Here is a 17392-nt window from a genome sequence, read left to right on the forward strand (position 1 = left end):
GATGCACAGGCCCGCGCCGCCCATTGAAGTCGACCCGTCGCCCACCCTATGCTGGCCGCACAGCGCCAGAGCCACTACTTCAGACACTGCAACACGACCCGCATCCACCGACCAACCCCTCCACCCTGCCCTGCACGGGCTCGTGGTCCCCACGCGAGGACGCACCATGAACCAGGTCCAGCTCTCCGATGTGCAGATCGCCAACCTGACCCTGCTGCTCACCATCCGCGACGGCATCCTCCACGACCGCACGGCGGCGTGCTGCCGCTTCGCGCTCGACGCGATCCAGGCCGAGCGGCTCGGCACGATGAGCGTCCAGCAGCTGATGGCCATCGTGGCCAACCTGGGCGACGCCACGCTCTTCCCGCCGCGCCGCGACCTGGTCAGCCTGCTCGACATACCGCTGCCGCTGGTTCGACCGCTGGCCGCGGTCCACGCCCCCCGCCATGTGACGGCCATTTCGGCCGCCTGACGCTCAGTTGCCGGGTCATTGGCCATGCAGTCGCGGGTCGATCGCCAACTGCGCGCCCTGGCGCTGGCCAAGGCCTGTGCGGCCTGCGGTGCACGCGTGCGCACCATCGGTCATCTGACGGGCCTGCCGCCCCGCGAGGCGCTGCGCCTGCTCTTCCCGGACCGCATGGCCGTACCTCGAGGGCGCTCGCCGGACTCCCCGGAGTGGTACCACGGCGCCAACCTGCTCCACCGCGCCGAGGCATCGATCATCGTGGCCCTGTACCGCCGTCTGCGAGACGCCGACTTCCCTGCGGGTGAAGCGCTCGTCGGTGCCTACCGCCACTACATCGGCATCTGCCAGCCGCCGCATCGCATCAGCTTCGACCGCGCCTTCGATCTGGCCGCGCACACGGACGGCCTGTGGCTCACCGACACGAGGAGCTTCTCGCTCGTCACCTGCCCGACCTGCCACAGCGAGTTCCTGGCGGCCTTCGGCTCCGTGGCGCGGTCGAACGACCACTGCCCCTTCTGCAAGCTGGTGCAGCGGTACGGCACGGACCCGCGGGTGCAGGGGGCGTTTCCGGTGCAGCCGCTGGCCGCGCCGAGGGCGGAGCAACTGGGGATGCTCGTCCTGCTGCAGTGTTCCTTTGGCTCGTCGACGGGGCAGGTTGGAACCTCCTCCGCGAGCGAATGCCAGCCGTGAGCCAATCGGTTCGCAGCAGGACCTTCACTGTCGGATGGCGATGCGAGATACAGAAGAAGCAACTCGGATCTGGTGTGGACGGCACAGCGTCCCACTTGCATCAGAAGCGAATGCCGCCGGACTTCGGTGTCGCAAACTGGTCCGGCTCCTTGCCCAGCGGGAAAGCGACAACGTACAGAACGCTCACCGGCATCGGCTTGGCATCGGGGTCGGCTCCCCACTTCACCTGCATTTTGCGTTCGGCATAGCGCAATGACACGCCGAGCGCCTTCAGGCCATCGATGCGGGACTGCAGTTCGTCGTACACCTCGAACTTCGTCGACTCGGTGTATAGGTCCGCGCAGTCACGGTACTCCCTGAAGTAGTCCACCAGTCCGGCGAACGCGTCGTCTGCCTCCCGCTCGAGTTCGAACCCAGGCTCCGACAGATCCATCATGTGAGCTTCGGCGAGCTTGGCCAACTGCTTCCCCGTCGTCAGCGGGAGTGCAGTCAAGGTGACGTGTTCGCGATCGAACTTTGCCTTCTGTGCCTTGAGTTCCTCTTCCGTCGGGATCGCGAAAGGCTTGTTCAGTACATCCAGATCCTCGAACTCGAACGCACCGGCCAGAGCCCTTCGCGTGTCCAGGCTGGCCGCCAGGCCCTGTTCGACCCGCTGGATCGTGCGGACGTTGAGCCCGGAGATTTCAGCCAACTGCTCCTGAGACCACTGGCGCATCTCCCGGAAGAGCCGCACGCACAGGCCGAGTTCGGCAGGGGTCAGCAGGCGAGCGGTCGTCACACTTTCGGCGGTGTCAATCACAAGGTTCTCCATGGTAGGACATCGATGGCACGCAGTATCGAAAGCACCGACGGCGCTGACCACGACAGCAGCCCGACAGCAGCCCGCCATGGCGGCGCATGAGCGCGGGCGACGACCGCCCGATGTCGACCGCCAGCGATGTCGGATCAGGCTTGCCGCCGAAGCCTGGTGTCGAAAGCCGCGCCCGAGAGTGATCCTTTCGGGTGTCGGCGTTCAACCGTGTCCATCAACATGGCCGCGGGTGCTCGCCTGCAATCGCCATGCTTTCGTCAGCTTCCCACGAAGCCTTTCCAGCGTCCGACCCGGGCTTCGCCGCCCTGCCCGTCCCTGACGTGCTAGCAGCGGCCGACGGCCTCGTCAGCCGCATCCGCCTGTGCTTCGGTCTGTCCCGCGACACCTTCGACGCGGAGGTGCAGCCGCTGCTTCAGCGCTATGCCAGCTACGTCCACCTGCTGCCGGCCACCGCCGACAACTACTTCAGCACACCTGCCGGCCTGCTGAACCTGGGGCTGGAGGTCGCGTTCTACAGCCTGCAAGGCACCGACGCGCACATCTTCTCCGGACGGTCGACGATCTCGGCGCGCCGCCAGCTTGAACCGCGCTGGCGCCTGGCCACCTTCATCGGCGGCCTGTGCTGCGAACTGCACCGGGTACTCAGCCACCTGATCGTGACCGACGAGGCGGGTGGCGAGTGGCCGCAGTTCCTCGTGCCCCTGGGCGACTGGCTGGCATCGCGCAGTGCCACTCGCTACTTCGTTCGCTGGCGGCCGAACGCCACCGAGTCGCGGGGCCTGGGCGTGTTCGCACTGCCCCTGGTCATCCCGGGAGCCACGCTTCAGTACCTGGCGCAGGACAACAGCGTCATCGTCCCGCACCTCCTGTCCAGCATCAGCGGGCAGCCGGTCTACCGGGACCACAACGTCCTCGACGCTCTGGTCCGCCGTTCGCTTGCGCTGGTGATCGACCGGAACCTGCAGGCCAACGCCGATCGCTATGGCGTGCCGCAGTTCGGCTCGCACCTCGAGCGCTACCTGGTCGACGCGATGCGCCGGCTGGCATCCAGCAGCCCGAGCTGGCTCCCGAACCGAGAGAAGTCGCGGTCCTGGCTGGGGCCCGACGGGCTGTTCCTTCTGTGGCCGCAGGCGGCCCACGATGTTCAGGCACTCCTCGAAGCCGATCAGTTGGCCGGCATCCCGAAGGCGCCTGAGACGATGCTCGATCTGCTTCTGGAGGCCGGGGTCTTCGTGCGGCAGCCGGACGGCGCCTCGACCTGGTTCGTCCTGCCGCCGGAGTTGAAGACCGCTGCGGAGGCGGTGAAGCTGGCATCGCCGGCGATCCTGCTAACCGGCGTCGCGCCGCCGGCCGAGCCACTGGCCATCTCGTTGGTCTGCCCACCTGGCGCCACGCGGACCACCCAGAAGGCGCCAACGACTGCACCGGCGCCAGCTCCCGCACCGCCGCCCGGCACCCAGTTCTCATTGCTCGACGCCACCGAGGTGGCCACATCACCGGCAGCTCGCACATCCCCGCCGCCGCCGGTGTCACAGACCCCGGCACCGCCACCTGCTGCCGTTGCCGACCTGGAAGTCCCGTCGCCGCCCCCTCCGCCCAACCCGCCACCGGCCGCGGCGCCGACCTTCAAGCTGAACGCACCCATGCGCCTAAACCCGGCCGTGCGCGATGCCCTCGCGGCCATCGTCGGCACCCTCAACGGGCCGGGCAGCGCAGCAGCCGCCGCACCCATCGCGGCCGGCCTGTTCGTGCCGCTGGCTGAACTGGAGGTCCGGGGCGTGCAGCCAGCGCTGGCGAGTCGGGCGCTGGCCGATGTCGGCCTGCTGGTGCATGCCAGGGGGGATGGCCCGGCCACCGTCACGGCCGACTTCCGCGGCGAGCCGAAGATCGGGCTGGTAGTTGCCCCAGCCTGCATCGATGGTTTCGACCTTGCCGCCTTCGAGCCGGCCGCGCACGAGGAACCCTGACATGCTGATGCGCCGCTATGAGATGCCCTGGCGGCGCGCCTACGAGGTGTACGCCGCCGCCGTCTGGGCGTCCGCCCTGCTGTTCTTCGCGGTGACCGGCGGGCTGGGCCTGCTCCCGCGACAGCTCGCACTCCCGCTTGCCGCGTTCTGCCTGGCGATGGGCGTCCTGCGGCTGGCGCAGGGCGTTCACACCCTGGTGCTGCGCGCCTCGCTCTCCGGCCGCGGCATCCAGGTGCTGAGCACACGGGCCGTCGCCCGCTGGACGGAAAAGCCTGACGCGGTGTTCCTGGGCTTCGGCTTCGAGTGGCGGCCCGTCCACTCGCAGCGTCTCTACGAACTGGCCAAGGTCGACTACCGGGAGTTCACCGTGGCGCCCCGCCTGCTGCAGGTGCTGGGCTACGACGCGCGCCCGCAACCCGATGCCGAGATCGGCCTGCCCTACATCCATGGCGTCGAGCCGCGCGAGGTGCCCCTGCACCGGCCGCTGCAGAACTTCGAAGGCGGCACCCTGCTGGTCGGCACCACCCAGTCGGGCAAGGGGGTGGCGCTGGCCAACCTGGTGACGCAGGCCGTACGTCGCGGCGACGTAGTCATCGTCATCGACCCCAAGAACAGCCGCCGCCTGAAGCGCGTCACGCAGCGCGCCTGCGAGGACTGGCGCGAGCCCGACACCTTCCTCGAGTTCCACCCCGCCTTCCCTGAAGCCGGCGTGCGCCTGGACTTCACCTTCAACTGGCAGAAGCCCACCGAGATCGCCTCGCGGATCCAGTCAATCATGCCGCCGGACACGGCCGGCGCCTTCTCCGCCTTCGGCTGGGACGCCGTGAATGTGGTCGTGCAGGGCTTGGTCGAACTGGAGGAGCGGCCGAATCTGGTCAAGCTCACCAAGTACATCGAGGGCGGTATCGAGCCCGTGCTGGAAGCGACGCTGCGCCGCTTCTACGAGCGGCTGCTCGGCGCCAGCTGGCGCGACCAGCCGGAAATGAAGAAGCTGCTGCACGATGCGCACCGCGGCAACATGAAGCGTCCGTCGGAGGCAGCCAGTGCGGACCTGCTGGCCCTGGTCGCCTTCTACGAACATCACGTCCCGCAGTCGCAGCGCAACAAGGTGCTTGACGCCCAGGTGCGCACCTTCCGCCACAACCGCGAGCACTACCAGAAGATCACAGCCAACCTGCTGCCGGTGCTCTCGATGCTGACCTCGGGCGACCTCGGCCGCAGTCTGTCGCCCGACCCCTTCGACGCTGGCGATGCACGGCCGATCATGAACTTCGAGAAGATCGAGCGCGCCGGGCATGTGCTGTACATGTGCCTGGATTCCCTGCCCGACCCGTCGGTCGCCACCGCCATCGGCGCACTGGCCCTGGCCGACCTGGCCGCCCGTGCGGGCATGCGCTACAACCTGGGCGGCTACCGGCGCATCTCGCTGTTCGTGGACGAGGTGTCGAACGTCATCAACCAGCCGCTGATCGAGATCCTGAACAAGGGCGCCGAGGGTGGCATCTTCACCACCTGCGCGATGCAGACGCTGGCCGACCTGGCCAAGCGCCTGGGCAGCGAAGACGCGGCGCGCATGGCGCTGGGCAACCTGAACAACCTGATCGCGCTACGGTCCAAGGACCGTCCGACGCAGGACTTCGTGGTCGAGACCTTCGGCAAGACCGCGATCCACTCGGTGCGCGTGGGCCTGAGCAGCGGTGCTGACGCTCACCTGGGCGACTTCTCGTCGAGCTACTCGACGCAGCTCACCGAGAGCTTCGAGGAGATGGTGCCCGCCGACGTGCTGGGCAAGCTGCCCAACCTGCAGTACTTCGCCTCGGTGTCGGGCGGGCGGATCATCAAGGGGCGGTTTCCGATCCTTGACCCGGATGCGGACGAACCCAGAGCAACACGTGCGGCACCGCCCAAGCCGAACCGGACTCCAGCCGCAATAGCGGGACATCCGTCGTGATCCGCATCGTCAGCATCGCCGCCCTGCTCTGCCTGCTGGTGCTGGTGCTCTACCTGCCATCGGCGCATCCGCCAGAACGGTTCCTGGCGCAGATTCGAAGCGAGCACCAGGCGATGGAAGAGATTTGGGGCGAGACGCCCGCGCTGCGTATCCTCGACCGAGCGCTGGGCCTACAGGGCGCGGCACGCGACTCAACATCCATTCCCCCGACCGCCGGCGAGTCGGCGGCCAGCGGCGTGGACGGCGCCGTGGCGCGGGAGATGGCTTCCGTCAACCAGCGGCTGTTCGGGAACAGCTACTTCCGTGCGATCGACGCGCTCGTGCTGCTGGCCGCCTTCAGGTTGTCGGCAATGCTGGAGTGGCTGCCTTGGATGGCGGCCTTCCTTGTCGCAGCGGTCGCGGACGGCGCGATCAGCAGAGTGATCAAGTCGAAGGAGTTTCTTCACCACGATCCTGAGCGCTTCGCGCTGTACACCTCGGTGGCGATCGTGCTGGCCTGTGCGTTCGTGGTTTCGATGGTCGTGCCCATCGGCGTGCATCCGGTCGTTGGGCCGTGCGTCATGGCTATGCTGGGCATCTTGGCGGGACGTAGCCTCGCGCACTTCCACCGGAGGGGATAACCGCCCGCTGGTGGTCCGTGATCTCGCGCCGCGCCTCGAAGCCGGCGCGATCCCGCTCTACGCCGCAAGGCGCACAGCAAGCGTCGGCCGGCTCCGATTGGGACCCTTGGCCAGCACGGTCGAAGTACTCGTCACAGCTGGCGGCAGACACCACTCGCTGTCGTCTCTGTGCCGTGCGTAGGCATCAAGTCAGGGCGGATCACCAGGGGCAGGCCGCAGCGCCCACCACCACCCGGAACCTGACTATTCCGCTCGGGATTGCGTCGTACCTGAAACGCGGCTACATTCTCACTCATGCAAGTGAGTGAACGAAATGTGTTGTCGGTTCGATCGACCATCGGAAGGTCGACGCTGGCAGGCGCGGCGGCGGGTCGCGAGGCCGCTGCCAAGCTTCAGGCCGGGGCAGCGACGCTCGAACATCCCTGGGTCCTGGACTTCGCCGACATGGAGCTTGTGACGGCGAGCGCGTTCCGTGAAGCCGTCTTGCCCATCGTCCGCTGGGCCGCGCAGGATGGCCAGCCCTGCCTTGTCGCCAACCTGAACGAGGTATCCCGAGAAGAGGCACTTCTGGCCGCTTCGACATCCGAAGTGGTCTTGCTCTTCTGCTCGTTGAACGACGGCGCCATTGCCGGAGCGTATGCCCAAGGCCCGTTGGACGCCAAGCTCTCCCTCACCCTCGAACTGACGCTGCGCCTCGGCGAGGCCGACGCGCGTGCGATCAGCGAGGTCTCAGGCGAGAACACCGTCATCACCGCTTGGAACAACCGCCTGGTTGCACTTACCCGAATGGGTCTGCTCACCGAGCGCAAAGTCGGCAAGACGAAGTTCTACTCTCCTGCAGTGAAGGGCATGTCGTATGGGAAATGAGTTTCTGCGAAAGCAGCGTGAAGGCCGGGCGAAAGGCTGGAATCGTCAGCTGCGCGCCAGTGAGCACGACATGCTCGCTTCGCTCGCACCCGGCCAGGAACTTGGGTGCCGCGCGACCGTCTCGGGCGACCTGCCGCCGGTTGGCAGCAAGCTGATGCTGCAGCTGATGCAGGGCGAGATCAAGGTTCGCGACCAAAACGTCTGCATCGGGGAAGTCAGCAATCCCAAAGAAGAACTTCTTCGGGGTCTCGAACGCGGCGCCGGACTCATGGTCGCCGAGGTGCGCTCACAACTGCAATCCTCCGGTTGCATCGATCTGGTCGTGGAGCGTTGACTTGCTGCCGCTGAATGCTGTCCGATTCGCATCGACTTTCAAGGACGTCGGCACCAGCCAGCCACTGCTTGGCTGCGGAAGCTGCATCGACCGCCCCGTCTGCGGCGGACTGCATCTGCGCGACACCGGCGCACTGCTGGTGGACTGCCTGTCGTTCTGCCACTGCGAGGACCGCAGCAAGTGCGACATGGTCTGCCCCAACAAGCCCGCTGAGTACGTGAGGCGTCATGAGGAGGTGGACGGCTGGGACCTCAGCACGATCCCATTGGCACGCGATGTCGACATGCCCCGACTGCCCGAATGGATCCCCCTGCTCCAGGGCAACCTCGTCGGTCCTCGCATCACATCGGTGGACGACTGCGTGGCACTACCGCTGACATACGCCCTCAAAGGTCGCAAGCACGCCACTCGGGCCAGGACTCAGCAGGAACTGGCAAGCGCCTACGGCGTGCGACCGCGGCATGGCTGGGTGCTGTCCGGCGTCCAGGAAGATCCCGCCGTTGAACGGGTCTGGCCGCTGCCCGACATCGGCAGGATCGCGAGACAGATGGTCCACGCGGGTGCGATCTTCGCGACATCGCCGGACTTCAGCACGGTGATTGACTGCCCTCGACAGGACAACCTTCACGCAATGAAGCGCATCGCCTGGGTCTGGTACCACATGACCCAAGGCGGGCTCTGCACGGCCCTTCATGTCAACGGCCGCACCGATCACGACTTTGTGCGCTGGGCGGCTTTCATCCGCAACCAGACTGCCGTCAAGGCCATCGCCTATGAGTTCCTGACCGGCACAGCCACCAAGTTGAGCATCGGACAACACTGTCAGCGGCTGACCGAGCTTGCCAAGCAAGTCGGGCGCGACCTAACACTCGTGGTGCGCGGCAACGCTGAAGCTGCTCGGTCCCTACGCGGAACCTTCAAGCAGGTGGTCATCATCGACTCCACGCCGTACATGCGTGCGATGAAACGCCGCAAGGCCTATGTGAACCCGGGTGGCAAGGCGTCCTATGTGTCGGTACAGGCCGATTCCAGACGCGAGACGCGCGCGCTTCTGAAGCACAACATCCGTGTGCTGCGCTTGGCCGCCACGGCGCCGTTCGAACGTCCGGTCGAAGATCGCCAGGCAAGCTTCGACTTTCGGTCATCACCAGCGCAACAGGACACTGACGACGAATCCCCGCAAATGCCCTTGTTCACGGACTAGGAATTTGGGCCGGTCGGCGGCCTGCACCAGCTCAAGGCTGGCCGAGTCACTGCGAACGCGAACGCAACCGTCCAGAGACCGCACCGACTGGATCACCGACCGGAAGCCCAGCCCTCGGTGCGGATCACCGGTACGCGACCGATTGTCGATCACGGCCCAGGTCAGCGCCTCCTCGGCGGTGGCTGGCTTTGCCGGCAGTGGCGACTCGGCATAGCCGGCCCGAACGCCTCTTCCGCTGTCTGCCACCACCATCCAAGCTTCGCGGTCCAGGACCTCGAATGCGCCCAACCCATCCACTGCATCGCCCGCGTGCTCGTCGATGTTGGTCAGAAGTTCATGCAGAGCCGCCGAGAGCCGGCCCGCAGCGGTCGCCTGCACGCCGACTGCCACAAGCTGCGTCTGAAACGTCTTCGCGAAATCGTTCGATGCGGCATCTGCCGCGGCGTTGCCACCAGCGGGTCGGTGGATTGCTCCACAGGGCCCTTCGCTGACGAACAGTCGCGATGAAGCCAACAGCCGACGCAGCAGCCGCCCACGTGGTGTCGAGTCGGCCACAGCGATCCGTCGATCGGCCGTGCGGCGCAGCATCAGCAGCTCTACCAGCGCACCCAGGCTCGCACCGGAGGCATCGACCCGCACGGCCTCGCGGGCACGGGCCATCATCTGCGCGGCGTCGTCAGACTGTGCAAATCGCTGCTGGAATGTCACCCGTCAACAGCCTCCGATGCCGAATCGACACCCACGTTCCGAAGCCCCACAGCCCGATCATGGTCGCCGAGCTCAAACCATCATCCCGCCGACTGCGCCCGCTCCAGCAGTCCCGCCACGTCCTTGAACTTGTCGTAGATCACGGGTTTCTCACCCACTGACAGCGCCTTGAAGTGCGCGCGGCCGCATTCGATCTTGGCGCTCTCGGCGTTTCGCAGATCACTGACGAATAGGCTGCTCTTGGTCTCCACGACGAAGTAGAGCCGATCGCCGTCGGGCGTCGCCACCAGTACGGCCCAGTCGGGGTTGTAGCTGCCCAGGGGCGTCGGCACCTTGAACCAGCCCGGCAGCTTGGCGTAGACCTTGATCGATTCGTTCTTCGACAGTTGGTCCGCGAAGTCGCGCTCGGTGTCGGAGTCGTAGATGACGTGCTGGTAGACCGAACGCTCGGCATCGAGCAGCATGTTCTTCAGGTAGCCCGTCAGCTCCTCGGTCTCGAACAGCTCCTGCGCATAGTAGGCCTCGTCGCCAAGCCGCTGGTAGCGGATGCCATCCACGAGGACGGCACGCTTGCAGCGGTTGATGGCGTCGGCCACCGTCTCGATGAACTGCTGCGGGTTGCGCTTGAAGTCGTTGAGCCGGTGGCTGTCGACCAGGATGCGGCCGATGCTGCGCCTCGTCAGCTGAGTGCGGTTCTGCAGCTCGGTGAGGATGTCCGGTAGTTCGATGTCGTCCTCGTTGAGCACCACCATGTCGGCGCCTTTGCGCTCCACCGCCGTCACCCCGGCCTCACCGATCTCCATGCCCGCCTTTCGCCACTGCAGCCGAGTCTTGCTGACCGGCGGCGCCTGGATCACGGCGGTGATGCAGTCGCGGATGAGGCGTTCGTTGTCGAACTGAACCCGGTATGTCGTCTTGTACTTGATGCGGTCCCACAGCGCCTTGAACTCCGGGCTGTCCAGTACCGCACGACGCACAGGCACCTGCCGGCGCTCGTCCGCGTTCTTGATCTCGAGCTTGCCCGACACCCGACGCAACAACTCGAGGATCTGCGCTCGCTGCGCCTCCACCTCCGGCGGTAGCGGCAGATTGCCGTCCTTGATTGCGCGGCGCAGCTCGTCTTTGACCTTGCCGCGCGCATCCACCAGGCCAGTCGCGCGCAGATGCTCGGCGACCACCTTGGAGAGCTCGAAGCCCAAGGGCCTTTGCGTGCCATCAGGCTGCGCCACTGAGACGCCGGCGAACAGATGCTCGGGCACGACGCCGAACTGATAGCCGTCCGCCTCGATCTCCTTCTGCAGGCTGTCGGCGAACTGCTGGTAGCTCTCGTTCGCCACCACGGTGAGCGTGTTCACCTCGAAGCCGCGCACGCGGTGGCCCTGTTGGTTGACGCAAAGCCGCAGGCCTCGTCCGATGGTCTGCCGCCGCCAGCGCTCGGTCTCGCGCGTGCTGAAGTTGCAGATCTGAAAGACGTTCGGGTTGTCCCAGCCTTCCTTCAGCGCGGAGTGGCTGAAGATGAACTTCAGCGGCGAGTCGAAGCTCAGCAGCTTCTCCTTGTCGCGCATGATCAGGTTGTAGGTGTCGTCGTCGGCCGCCGTGCTTCCGCTGGTGTCCTTCACCATCTCAACGGTCTTGCCGGCGATCTTCTTCTTGTCGATCGAGAAGTAGCCGTTGTGCACGTCGGCCGCTGCGGCGCTCAAGTCCACCGAGCCGAACAGGTCGCGGTAGTCCGGGTGCCCGGCCCAGCGCTTGTATTCCTCTTCGAAAATGGTGGCGTAAACGCCCTTCTGGGCGTTGCCCTGGGCGTCGTAGATGCGGTACTTCTCCACCGCATCGATGAAGAACAGGCTCAGCACCTTGATGCCCATCGGGCGGAAGCGTCGTTCCTTGTCCAGGTGCTCCTTGATCGTGCGGCGGATCATCTCCCGTTCGATCGCCAGGGGTTCCACGCCACCCCAGGTCTCGTTGACGCGCAGGTAGTGCTGCGCGCCCGGCACATGCAGTTCCAGCAGCTCATCCTTCTTGGCTGCGCGAATGGTGCCGATCCGCAGATCAGCGTACACGGCCCGTCCCGTCTCCTGCTGCAGATCGAATCCGTCCTGCACCTCGACCTCCTGGCGCTTCACCGTGCCGGCCTTGGTCCGCACGTCCAGCTCCACCGTGGCCACCACGGTGCCGCGCTTGGCCTTTGCACCGAGGAACTTCACATAGGGCTTGTTGTGCGCCTGCTCGACCGTGGCCGCGGCAACCTCGATCTGCTTAACCAGCTTCTGCTCGTAGGCGTCCACGGCGTCCAGCCGATAGACCATGTTGTGCTTGTCGACGTGGGTCGCCGAGTAGCGCAGCGTGCACAGCGGGTGCATGCGGGACAGCGCTTTGCGGCCCCGGCCGTCGATGCCGCCGTCAACGCTTTGCGGCTCGTCCACGATGAGGATCGGACGGGTCTGGCGAACCAGATCGATCGGCTTCTCACCGCCAGTCTTCTCACTGGCGCGGTACATCACGTTCTTGCTCTTCTCGCGGCGCAACGCCTCGTCGGCTTCCTCGGCAGCAGCTTCCTGCTCGTCGCCGAACTTGTTGATGGCGCCGACCGTGATCACCATGATCTGGATGTTCGGGCTGGTGGCGAAGTTGCGCACCTGGCCCAGCTTCGCCGAGTCGTACTGGAAGAACTCGTACCCCTTGGCTCCCGGGTACAGCGCCTCGAAGTGTTCGCGGGTGATCTGCAGCGTCTTGTTCACGCCTTCCTTGATGGCAACCGACGGCACTACGACCACGAACTTGGTGAAGCCGTACCGCCGGTTCAGCTCGAACACCGTGCGCAGGTAGACGTAGGTCTTGCCGGTGCCCGTTTCCATCTCCACCGTGAAGTCCGGGGACAGCTTCGTCGTCGGCGGCAGACCATTCCGCAGCTGCACCTCGCGCAGGTTGGCCTCGATCTCGTCGTCGAGCAGGGTCAGCCGATTGCCGATGCCGCCCTGTTCGGTTGCCAGCATCCCCTCAAGTGCTCCTTGCGCGGCGGCAGAGTCGCTGTCTGGTCGGGCGGCACGCACGGTCACCGTGAACTCGGTCCGGCAGACCTCCTGGCCCCGGAACAGGTCACACACCGACTCGATCGCCGCCGACTGATAGGGCAGGTCCGCCTCAAAGTGCAACCTCACGTGGCCGCCTCCCCGGCCTGTGCGGCTTCCAGCCACCCCTGCTTGGTGAGCACATTCAACGCGATGCCGATCTGCCGCGGCGTGAACTGGCGCTTCCGGTCATTCCAGGCGTAGGTGCGCTCTACCACCTCGGCCGGGGTTCTTCCAGCACTCTCGTGCCTCGCCACCCAATGCACCGTGGCCAGCAACTCCAGGCCGAACGGCGTCTCGAAGCCTTCGACGAGACGTCCCACGCGGTCAAAGCGCTCACGCGTCAGAACATTTGCCTCCAAGAATGCGTTGGCGTCGTCCACCGCACCCGGCACCAGCGTCAAGGGCTTGTCCGGCGCATCGCCGCCGTCGGCATAGCCGGCCACCAGGTGCCCCTCGATCGCCCGCAGCACGTGGCGCAGGTTCTCGGCATAGGGCCCGTAGGGCGCCTTCACGTACTTCAACCGAAGGGGCTCGCCCGCTTCCTGCATGAAGTACATCAGTTTGTGAACCTCCAGCAGGGTGATCGTGGGGTCGAGCAAACCACGGATGTAGCGGCCCATCAGCTCCACCAGTGCCGCTCGTCCGGCCGTCATGGTGGGCACCTCGCGGCTGTGGTGCATCACATCGGACGCCGGCGCCCCCTTCGGCTCGAAGATGCGCACACGAACGTCAGGCAACTCCCTCATCGCGGCTTCGATGCGCGGTCGCACGTCGTTCCAGTCCAGACCGCCCAGCCCGCTGCCCAGCGGCGGAATCGCGATCGACCGAATCCCGCGCTGGCGGATCTCGCGCACCAGCGCCTCGAGACCCGACTCGATGTCCTCGATGCGGCTCTTTCCGCGCCAATGCCGCTTGGTCGGAAAGTTGATGATGTAGCGTGGCGTGGTCAGCTGACCGATTTCGTAGACGAACATGCGGCCGGGTTGCACCTCTTCGCGCTTGCAGGCTGCCTCGTAGGCCTTGAAGTTCTCCGGCCAGGCGTTCTTGAACTGCAGCGCGATGCCTCGGCCCATGATGCCAACGCAGTTCACGGTGTTGACGATGGCGTCCACATCGTCCTTGAGAATGTCGCCGCTGGTGAATTCGATCATCGCGGTCTCCTTGTCAGTAGTACCAGGCCGGCAGCACGGCCACTGGCGGCCGGTGCCCGCCCACGGGCAAGGCGTGCGCCACCTGGGCATTGATTGCCGCAGAGTACACGCCGATGCGCTCGATCAAGTGCCACGGGAAGCTGTGCTCCATGAGGAACTCGGCCTGTTTGCGCTCCTTGACGGCGGGCCACTGCGTGCTGGCCACCGCGCTCCAGTCGATCTCGCCCAACTGAGCCAGGTCGGCCCGGTCTTCGAAGTAGTACGAGCCCGCGTTGGACAGCGTGAAGGCCCACCGCCTGCCGTTGGCCTGAGCCCAAGCGACGGCGTTGAACAAGTCGGCCTCCAGGTGCACGATCGGCTCCTGCCCGCCCTTGTAGGCCAACTCGGGGTTGCGCTTGTGGATCAGGTACAGCATCACCGAGCGCGGGCAGAAGTAGAACGGCGCGCATTGGCCAACGTACAGGCCCGGGTGGCTGTCCAGTGTCAGCTCCGTCAGCCTGCGCTGCTTGATGTTGCTCATGCCGATGACGGTGCCGGGCGGCGCCAGGCGCTGCACTTCGGCGTCGGAAAGCAGCCCTCCAACCACGATGGACGGCAACCGGTCCACATGGCAGATGTGATAAATCTTGGGCCGCGCCGGTACCGGCATGGTCAGAGGCTCCGCACCTTGGCGATGCCGTGCTGTTCGAGGATGGCCGCCAGATTGGTCTTGGCCACGTCGTTCTCGAACGCGCTGTCGCGGAAGACGCAAGTCACGTCGCCCGCTGGGTCAAGTTCCTTCCGCCACTCCACTACCCCGAGGGCAAGTGGCTCGGACTCTCCGGCTGTAATGAGCTTGTCCAGACATGCAATCAGTACGCCGCCTCCAATGGCATGGATTGGCTTGTTCGCGACGACGCGGGTCTGGATTGGGACACACAGATCAAGCCCCAGCTTGAGAAGCAGTTCGTACAGCAAATCGGCATCAGTCCGGTCGGGGTCGATGTGATCTAGATGGTCAAGCAGTGATTGCTCCAAGCCCGCGCTTGTAGAAGCCCAATTCTTCAAGTTCGAGCTATCAAGCTTGAATACACGGAATCCTACGTCGCCGACCAGCGCTGGCTCAAGTTCACGTAGCCTCTGCCCAGCCCTGCGCAATCTCTCCTTCGTAAGCTCTGCAATGGTCAGCGGCTTACCAATCTGGGAGCAGAAAGCAGCACCAACTTTTTGATCCTTATCCTCGGGGCTTAGCCTCTCTGGAAGCTGAACCAATACATATCGACGGTTTTTCCCATCCGCACGATTCAATTCCATCACGGCCTGTGCCGTAGTTCCACTACCCGCAAAGAAGTCCAGGACAAGGTCGCCTGGCTTCGCAATGAATTCAAACAGCGAGCGCAACAGTGCGACCGGTTTCGGGTTCGAAAACAGCTTCTGCACGCCAAACATCGCATTGAGTTCGTTCGATCCTGTTCGGCTATCGAGGTGAACGACACTGGAGAGCTTGCCCTCGTAGTCCTCGAGGTACTCCTTGATCTGAACGATTTGACTGTCATCTTCGCCGAAGAGGATGCGCTTGGCTTCGATGAGTTCGAGCATTCGCGGCTCAGGGTATCGATACCCATTTACGGGAGGAACGCAGGGCCTTTTTGTCGTCGGATGGGGGACGTCATACACATAGCCGCCCGGCTTGGGGTTATGGACCTTTCTACTACCTGTGTAGACCCCGTTCTCATCAACTCGGTCGTAGTGTGTTACCGCAGCAAGCGCTTCACGGTGTACCTTGATGAAGCCGCGAAGCTCGGCCTGAATCGATTCAACGTCAGACCCAAGCATGGCTTTAAGTCGGACGTATTCCTTCAATAGGGCTTCTTTGGCGTCCTCAGATGAGTTCTTCCACACGCCGTCGACAGAATCCTTGTCCCTAGAGTAGCAAAGCAAATACTCGTGCTCAATTGCGATTCGAGTTGGATTGTTGTCGGTAGCTCCCTTCCAAATGATGGTGCCGACGAAGTTCTCTTCGCCGAACACCTCATTGCATGCGAACTTAAGGCTGGCCTTCTCACGATCATCGATGCTGATAAGTACCACACCGTCTGCCCGGAGAAGGTTCCGAGCGATTAGCAGACGCGGGTAGATCATGCTGAGCCAGTCGGTATGAAACCGACCACTCGCCTCGGTGTTGCTGGCAATCTTTCGGCCGCCCTCGACCTGCCCCGTCAGCTCCAAGTAGTTCTTGATGCTGTCCTGAAAGTTGTCCGGGTAGACGAAGTCCTTCCCGGTGTTGTACGGAGGGTCGATGTAGATCAGCTTCACCTTCCCGGCGTAGCTCTTCTGCAGCAGCTTCAGCACCTCGAGGTTGTCGCCCTCGATCATCAGGTTCTGGGTGGTGTCCCAGTCCACGCTCTCGTCGCGGCAGGGGCGCAGCGTCCCGGTGCTGGGCGTCAACGCCAGTTGGCGCGCGGCACGCTTGCCGTGCCAGTTCAGTCCGTACTTTTCGTCGGCGTCGGTCACCGTGGAATCGCCGACCAGGCTCTTGAGCACGTCGACGTTGACAGCCGGCACAGTGCGTCCATCTAGCTGACGCTCGGTCACCAGTTCCGGGAACAGTGCCTTCAGCCGGGCCAGATTCTCGGCACGCAGGTCTGCACTCTGCGATTCGGGCGCGCCGGGTTCGATCTTCTCTACAGCCATCGTTCGGTTCTCATAGGGTCTTCAGTTGCAGGGGCCCACCGATGAGGACCCGCAAAGCTCACATCATCGCAGCCCACGGCGGCTCACCCGCGCGCTCGCCGCTGCCGATTCATCCGCCGCCGACCATCAGCTTCTGGCGCAGCGACTCCATCAGCGCGCTGATGCTGCGCAGTTCCTCGTTCAGCGCCACCTGGCGGGCCAGCTGGCGCTCCTTCATCGCCCGGGCGCGCAGCTCGGCGGCTTGCGCCCGCAGGCCACGAAATTGCTGCAGCGCAGCATGCCTGGCCTCGGCCTGCGCCCGGCTGGTGCTGGGCACGAAGGACCCCGTCTCCTGCGCTGCGTCAAGGGCGGCGATGGTGTCCATCCATCCCTGAACAAGGGCAAACAGGTCGGTACGGGGTTGGTTGGCGAGCGCCAGTGCGGTCCTGAAGGCAGCGCCTCCACCTTCCGGCGGCACTTGCACCGACATCAGGGGGCCATCCAGGACCACTTGCTCCGCTTCCGTCTGCGACCGGCGCAGGTGGGCCACCGACAGGCCTAGGCTGTCATCCACCGTGGTGGCCAGCAGTACCGGATGCGGCACGGCGCGATGCAGCAGTTCCACCAACCGTGCAGGCCGCGTACCAGGGCGGAGCGAGAGGCTCAGAACCGCGGCCTCGCGGTAGTGACGGTGCTCGTCTTCGTGCTCGGGTACCCCGATGAGGTGAGGCTTCAGCGACGCCAGCCAGGTGATCTCGTCGATGCCATCCTGGATGAGCCGCTTGTCTTGCGCCGTGGCGGCGCCATGTTCGACCAACAGCTTCTTGGGCACCCGCTGCTGCACCCGGGTGGAGTCGGGCAGCGCCAGCGCCTGAAGCAGTTGGTCGACCGTCATGC

The 17392-nt window shown here is 64.9% G+C and carries 15 protein-coding genes; 8 read left to right on the forward strand and 7 right to left on the reverse strand.

What is annotated here, in order from left to right; translation table 11 throughout:
- Positions 1 to 166 precede the first annotated feature (166 nt).
- Positions 167 to 472: a hypothetical protein gene (locus WDZ95_RS01650; protein ID WP_425775955.1), complete on the forward strand. Its 306-nt coding sequence runs from the start codon at positions 167 to 169 to the stop codon at positions 470 to 472.
- A gap of 24 nt (positions 473 to 496) precedes the next feature.
- On the forward strand, positions 497 to 1156 hold the full coding sequence (locus WDZ95_RS01655; RefSeq protein WP_104301938.1) for a FlhC family transcriptional regulator: 660 nt from the start codon (positions 497 to 499) through the stop codon (positions 1154 to 1156).
- 100 nt (positions 1157 to 1256) lie between these two features.
- Here the strand turns inward: WDZ95_RS01655 and WDZ95_RS01660 are convergent, their stop codons facing one another.
- On the reverse strand, positions 1257 to 1955 hold the full coding sequence (locus WDZ95_RS01660) for a helix-turn-helix domain-containing protein (protein ID WP_425775956.1): 699 nt from the start codon (positions 1953 to 1955) through the stop codon (positions 1257 to 1259).
- 260 nt (positions 1956 to 2215) lie between these two features.
- On the opposite strand from WDZ95_RS01660, the gene mobH reads away from it, so the two are divergent.
- The 6 genes from mobH (at position 2216) to WDZ95_RS01690 (ending at position 8910) form a co-directional block, all read left to right on the forward strand.
- Positions 2216 to 3934, forward strand: coding sequence for a MobH family relaxase (gene mobH, locus WDZ95_RS01665; protein ID WP_104301936.1), 1719 nt, complete (start codon positions 2216 to 2218; stop codon positions 3932 to 3934).
- A gap of 1 nt (position 3935) precedes the next feature.
- On the forward strand, positions 3936 to 5885 hold the full coding sequence (gene traD / locus WDZ95_RS01670) for a conjugative transfer system coupling protein TraD (RefSeq protein ID WP_104301935.1): 1950 nt from the start codon (positions 3936 to 3938) through the stop codon (positions 5883 to 5885).
- Positions 5882 to 6505 (forward strand): DUF4400 domain-containing protein, encoded by a 624-nt coding sequence (locus WDZ95_RS01675; protein ID WP_054018408.1) that lies wholly within the window; start codon positions 5882 to 5884, stop codon positions 6503 to 6505. Before traD ends, WDZ95_RS01675 begins: the two co-directional genes overlap by 4 nt.
- Before the next feature lie 294 nt (positions 6506 to 6799).
- Complete coding sequence (locus tag WDZ95_RS01680) at positions 6800 to 7372, forward strand: hypothetical protein (RefSeq protein WP_146076042.1); 573 nt, start codon at positions 6800 to 6802, stop codon at positions 7370 to 7372.
- Positions 7373 to 7442: 70 nt separating this feature from the next.
- Complete coding sequence (locus WDZ95_RS01685) at positions 7443 to 7706, forward strand: hypothetical protein (protein ID WP_054018410.1); 264 nt, start codon at positions 7443 to 7445, stop codon at positions 7704 to 7706.
- Between the two features lies 1 nt (position 7707).
- A complete protein-coding gene (locus tag WDZ95_RS01690) occupies positions 7708 to 8910 on the forward strand; it encodes a DUF4417 domain-containing protein (protein ID WP_054018411.1) in 1203 nt (400 codons plus the stop codon).
- On the opposite strand, the gene WDZ95_RS01695 is transcribed toward WDZ95_RS01690, so the two are convergent.
- From WDZ95_RS01695 to WDZ95_RS01720, 6 genes are all read right to left on the reverse strand, one after another.
- Positions 8851 to 9618: a hypothetical protein gene (locus tag WDZ95_RS01695; protein ID WP_425775957.1), complete on the reverse strand. Its 768-nt coding sequence runs from the start codon at positions 9616 to 9618 to the stop codon at positions 8851 to 8853. The two genes, WDZ95_RS01690 and WDZ95_RS01695, sit on opposite strands and share 60 nt — an antisense overlap.
- Positions 9619 to 9698: 80 nt before the next feature.
- Complete coding sequence (locus WDZ95_RS01700) at positions 9699 to 12779, reverse strand: type III restriction-modification system endonuclease (RefSeq protein ID WP_425775958.1); 3081 nt, start codon at positions 12777 to 12779, stop codon at positions 9699 to 9701.
- Entirely contained in the window at positions 12776 to 13843 is a 1068-nt protein-coding gene (gene darG, locus WDZ95_RS01705) for a type II toxin-antitoxin system antitoxin DNA ADP-ribosyl glycohydrolase DarG (RefSeq protein ID WP_054022753.1), read from the reverse strand. The genes WDZ95_RS01700 and darG overlap by 4 nt, the downstream gene beginning before the upstream one ends.
- Positions 13844 to 13856: 13 nt before the next feature.
- Positions 13857 to 14492, reverse strand: coding sequence for a type II toxin-antitoxin system toxin DNA ADP-ribosyl transferase DarT (gene darT, locus WDZ95_RS01710; RefSeq protein ID WP_054022754.1), 636 nt, complete (start codon positions 14490 to 14492; stop codon positions 13857 to 13859).
- 2 nt (positions 14493 to 14494) lie between these two features.
- Positions 14495 to 16516 (reverse strand): site-specific DNA-methyltransferase, encoded by a 2022-nt coding sequence (locus WDZ95_RS01715; RefSeq protein ID WP_104301932.1) that lies wholly within the window; start codon positions 16514 to 16516, stop codon positions 14495 to 14497.
- Between the two features lie 109 nt (positions 16517 to 16625).
- Positions 16626 to 17390, reverse strand: coding sequence for a DUF4391 domain-containing protein (locus WDZ95_RS01720; protein WP_104301931.1), 765 nt, complete (start codon positions 17388 to 17390; stop codon positions 16626 to 16628).
- Between the last annotated feature and the right edge of the window lie 2 nt (positions 17391 to 17392).

Source organism: Hydrogenophaga sp. T2, from assembly GCF_049843535.1.
Taxonomy (GTDB): domain Bacteria; phylum Pseudomonadota; class Gammaproteobacteria; order Burkholderiales; family Burkholderiaceae_C; genus Hydrogenophaga; species Hydrogenophaga crocea.

What these genes read in the sequence shown, in the direction of transcription:
- WDZ95_RS01650 (WP_425775955.1), top strand. Translation starts at nt 167, where the DNA reads ATGAACCAGGTCCAGCTCTCCGATGTGCAGATCGCCAACCTGACCCTG.
- WDZ95_RS01655 (WP_104301938.1), top strand. Translation starts at nt 497, where the DNA reads ATGCAGTCGCGGGTCGATCGCCAACTGCGCGCCCTGGCGCTGGCCAAG.
- mobH (WP_104301936.1), top strand. Translation starts at nt 2,216, where the DNA reads ATGCTTTCGTCAGCTTCCCACGAAGCCTTTCCAGCGTCCGACCCGGGC.
- traD (WP_104301935.1), top strand. Translation starts at nt 3,936, where the DNA reads ATGCTGATGCGCCGCTATGAGATGCCCTGGCGGCGCGCCTACGAGGTG.
- WDZ95_RS01680 (WP_146076042.1), top strand. Translation starts at nt 6,800, where the DNA reads ATGCAAGTGAGTGAACGAAATGTGTTGTCGGTTCGATCGACCATCGGA.
- WDZ95_RS01685 (WP_054018410.1), top strand. Translation starts at nt 7,443, where the DNA reads ATGCTCGCTTCGCTCGCACCCGGCCAGGAACTTGGGTGCCGCGCGACC.
- darG (WP_054022753.1), bottom strand. Translation starts at nt 13,843, where the DNA reads ATGATCGAATTCACCAGCGGCGACATTCTCAAGGACGATGTGGACGCC.
- darT (WP_054022754.1), bottom strand. Translation starts at nt 14,492, where the DNA reads ATGCCGGTACCGGCGCGGCCCAAGATTTATCACATCTGCCATGTGGAC.
- WDZ95_RS01715 (WP_104301932.1), bottom strand. Translation starts at nt 16,516, where the DNA reads ATGGCTGTAGAGAAGATCGAACCCGGCGCGCCCGAATCGCAGAGTGCA.
- WDZ95_RS01720 (WP_104301931.1), bottom strand. Translation starts at nt 17,390, where the DNA reads ATGACGGTCGACCAACTGCTTCAGGCGCTGGCGCTGCCCGACTCCACC.